Source organism: Chryseobacterium sp. SIMBA_029, assembly GCF_046535275.1.
In the GTDB taxonomy this organism is placed as follows: Bacteria; Bacteroidota; Bacteroidia; order Flavobacteriales; family Weeksellaceae; genus Chryseobacterium.
The window spans coordinates 1-4,357 of sequence record NZ_JAWRXA010000024.1; the positions used below are offsets into that span (position 1 = coordinate 1).

Here is a 4,357-nt window from a genome sequence, read left to right on the forward strand (position 1 = left end):
AGGCTTCTGAGCAATGGAGAGTTGGAGTATTTAGGCAGAAAAGATTTCCAGGTGAAGATTCGGGGATACAGAATAGAATTGGGGGAAATAGAGGGTGCTATTTTAAGCTATTCACAGGAAGTAAATCATGTTATAGTAGAGGCCAAAGAAGTGAATGGTGAAAAAGTACTTGCAGCTTACTATACTAAAGATGTTAATAAGGAAAAAGTTAAATCTGAACTTCGAGAGTATTTATTGAGTAAGTTACCAGAATATATGGTACCAGGCTTTTTTATAGAGCTGGATAAGCTTCCGTTAACACCCAATGGTAAAATTGACCGTAAGTCATTACCTGGAGTAACGGGTGAAGATTTAATCAGAAGAGAATATATAGCACCAAGAAATGAGACCGAAGAGAAGCTGGCTGTTATCTGGCAGGAAGTACTGGGAATAGATCAAGTGGGAGTTACCGATAATTTCTTTGAGCTTGGGGGTCATAGCTTAAGTGCAACAAGATTAATCAGCCTTATACATAAAGAGTTTTCCGTTAAATTAACAATTCCAGAATTTTTTGCTAATCCGAAAATTGAGCATATATACCCTTTAATTGACCGAGTAAAATTAACCTCAAGTAATAAAAATAGAAAATCAAAAAAAATCATTTAAATGAAAAATTTAGTTTATCTAAAACCAAATGTTGTTATTGAACCTTTAATAGAAAGATGGTATGCTTGGTCTCATCTTATATCGCCGTCTACAGCAGCAATGAATATAACGAAGAGACACATTGAAATTATGAACTCTTATCTTGAGTCTCCGGAATTACACAGTGAAGCTATTAAAGATCCAAAAATGTTGGGAGGTCCTTTTATGGATTTCAAAGAAGACAGAACAAAGGATATAAAAAGTTTAATGGAGTCTACTTTTGTTAGACAAAAAGATTTAATTGACCTCTCTATAGCGATTAGAAGATTGGTTTTATTATTAAACAAAGAGGCCAAAGGACAATCATTAGAAGATCTATATGATAAAGTACCTGATATTTTAAAAGGTTATGTAGAGTTAGTATATGATTTGAATGGTAATCCGTCATTTAGATTTTATGAGCAACTTTTATATAAAAGTAAATTTTATAATAAAGAAAATCAAAGTATAGCGTTATGGATAACAAATAATGACTCACGTCCTTTCTGTCTAAGCACACCTAGACTGGATGAAGACGAAGTACTGCATTTGAATATACCATTTGAGCATAAATTTATTGATGAAATAAGTAAGATGAAACGAACCCCACGTCCTTATAATGAGATAAGAGAAATGTTGGGAGATTTAAACGAAACTGAAGAAGCTCTTTTTCAGAAGTTTTTTACTGAAATACCATCGGTTCCTTATGTTAAATATGAAGGAGATTGTATTAGAATGAGATATTTTGGTCATGCTTGTATATTGATTGAGACAAAAGATATTAGTATTCTTGTTGATCCATTAATCAGTTACTATGGGTATCAATCAAGTGTGGAGCATTTCTCTGACTATGACTTGCCGGAAACTATTGACTATGTTTTAATAACGCATAACCATCAGGACCATATTTTATTTGAAACTCTTTTACCATTAAGACATAAAATAAAAAATATTGTTGTGCCACGTTCTGGAGGAGGACACCTTCAAGACCCATCCCTTAAATTGATGTTTAATAATATTGGTTTTAACAATATCATTGAAATTGAAGAATTTTCAACTGTAAATTTTTCTGATTGTCAGATTACAGGTATTCCATTTACAGGAGAACACAGCGATTTAGATATTAAAGCTAAAATGTGTTTTCATGTAGAGATAGGAGAGTTTTCATTATTGTTTGTTGCAGATTCAAGAGTTTTGGAAAAGAGATTATATGAGCATTCTCAAGCTGTTATGGGAGATGTAGATGTTGTCTTTCTTGGTATGGAATGTGATGGCGCTCCATTATCTTGGCTGTATGGGCCTTTAGTTGTAAACGAATTGTCAAAAGAGCATGACCAGTCTAGAAGATTGGCTGGATCAGATTTTAACAAAGGAATGCATCTGGTAAATACATTTAATCCATCAGAAGTTTATGTATATGCCATGGGACAAGAGCCTTGGTGTGAATTTATCAGTAGTATAAAATATACTGATGAGTCCAACCCAATTGTTCAATCTAATCACTTGGTTAATGAATGCACTTCGAGAGGATTAATTGCAGAAAGATTATTTGGGGAAAAAGAAATTTTATATAAAAAGAAAAATAAGAAATAAAAAGCATGGGTAATATTAGAAATTTATTATTAGAATTAAAAAGCAAATCAATAGATATTGTTTTAAATGATGGTGAACTTGAAGTATTTTTTGATGGTGATGATTTGGATCCAATTATTTATAACCAGATAAAAGACAATAAGAATGAGTTAATACAATTTCTAAAAAACCCGGAAAATGATGTAAATAATTCTTTTTCAATTCCAACAACACCATTTCAGGATAATTATCCATTATCGTCATCTCAAAGCCGATTATGGATGGCAAGTCAATTTGAAGGAGGAAATTCTGCTTATAATGTGTCTGGTGCTTACCAGTTTGATGGAGTTTTGGATATTAAAATAATAGAATTATCCTTCCAGTTTTTAATTGAGCGCCATGAGTCTCTTCGAACCATCTTTAAGGAAAACTCTAATGGAGAAATCCGTCAATATATATTAAACTCTGAAGGTATCAGTTTTAAAATAGAGTATGAAGTTCTTCCATTAGAATATAATTCAGAAATATTAAATGCTAAAATTAAAGAAGAGTTTGAAAAATCTTTTAATTTATCCGAAGGTCTGTTAATCAGGGTTAAGCTATTTAAAATAGCTGAAAATAAACATATTTTTAGCCTTGTAATGCACCATATTATTAGTGATGGATGGTCAATGGAGGTAATGGTTAAAGAATTATTTACATTTTACAAATCCTCTATAATGGAGGAAATATATCCATTTGAGCCCCTGCGTATTCAATATAAAGATTATGCGGTGTGGCAGCAAGATCAATTGAAAGGCCCTCGATATTCAGAGTTTAAAGAATATTGGTTAACACAATTGGATGATATTCCTGTGTTAAACCTGCCTACTCAAAAGCAACGTCCGGCTATAAAAACTTTTAATGGGGTTACTCAAAATAAGATTATAAATAAAACCCTTTTAGAAGGATTAAAAGAAATAAGCAGATTAGAGGGCGGTACACTATTTATGAGTTTATTATCAACCGTCAATGCTTTATTCTACAAGTATACTGAGCAACAAGATATTGTTATAGGAAGTGCTATTGCAGGAAGAGAATATGCAGATCTAGATAATCAGATAGGGTTTTTTGTAAATGCATTACCATTACGAACTCGTTTTAATAAAGATAACAGCTTTATTCAAGTATTAAGAAAAGTTAAAGAAACTGCGTTAGCTGCATATGAGTACCAAGCTTATCCTTTGGATGAACTGTCTGGCGATCTTGCCTTAAAAAGAGATATGAGCCGAAATGCTTTGTTCGACGTAATGGTAGATTTACAAAGTTCTTATGGTCTATATAATGAGGATATAAATGAAAATGTAGGTGACTTTATAATAAAACCATATACAGAAATAAAAGTTACAAAAAGTAGATTTGATCTACATTTCAATTTTTTTGAAATAGAAGAAGGTCTTTATATAGAATTAAACTACAATATAGATATCTATTCAAATGAGTTTATGACTCAATTGCTAGCTCATTTTGAGCAGCTATTTGAAGAGATAGTACGAACCCCTACTATACCAATATCAACAATTGACTGTTTAAATAATTCTGAAAAAGAGAAATTATTGCTTCACTTCAATGATACATTAACTGAATATCCAAAAAATAATACAATTATTGATCTTTTTGAACAACAGGTTGAAAAGACACCAGATGCTTTAGCTATTGTATTCGGCAATACAGAATTAAGTTATCAAAAGTTAAATGAGAGAGCTAACCAGTTGGCATTCTATCTAAGAGACAAGTATTCAATCCTACCTAATGATCTGATTGGAATACGGATGGATAAATCAGATCAATTTATCGTAATCATATTGGCAATTCTGAAATCAGGAGCTGCCTATCTTCCTATAGACCCTAACTATCCTCAGGAAAGGATAGATTATATACAGAATGACAGTATGTGTAAAATCATCATCGATGAAGAAGAGCTGATGTTGTATAACTTTGAGAGGTTCCGTTATGGAATGGGTAATCCTGATAAGACCAATACTTCCTCCGATCTGGCATATGTTATTTATACATCTGGATCTACAGGTCAACCAAAAGGCGTTTTGGTTGAACATCATAGTAATATCAATATGTCTTTAGA

At 32.0% G+C, this 4,357-nt stretch carries 3 protein-coding genes; all 3 read left to right on the forward strand.

Annotated features, from left to right (window positions below; all coding sequences use genetic code 11):
- Window positions 1–645 (forward strand): phosphopantetheine-binding protein (locus SB679_RS22990; RefSeq protein WP_410704623.1); only part of this gene is annotated, 645 nt, incomplete at its 5' end.
- The gene (locus SB679_RS22995) at window positions 646–2,256 is read left to right on the forward strand and encodes an MBL fold metallo-hydrolase (protein WP_410704624.1); all 1,611 of its coding nucleotides are present in this window, start codon (window positions 646–648) and stop codon (window positions 2,254–2,256) included.
- A gap of 5 nt (window positions 2,257–2,261) precedes the next feature.
- The coding region (locus tag SB679_RS23000; protein ID WP_410704625.1) for a non-ribosomal peptide synthetase at window positions 2,262–4,357 on the forward strand (2,096 nt) is incomplete at its 3' end.

Coding starts and splice junctions, on each gene's coding strand:
- SB679_RS22995 (WP_410704624.1), top strand. CDS start 646: ATGAAAAATTTAGTTTATCTAAAACCAAATGTTGTTATTGAACCTTTA.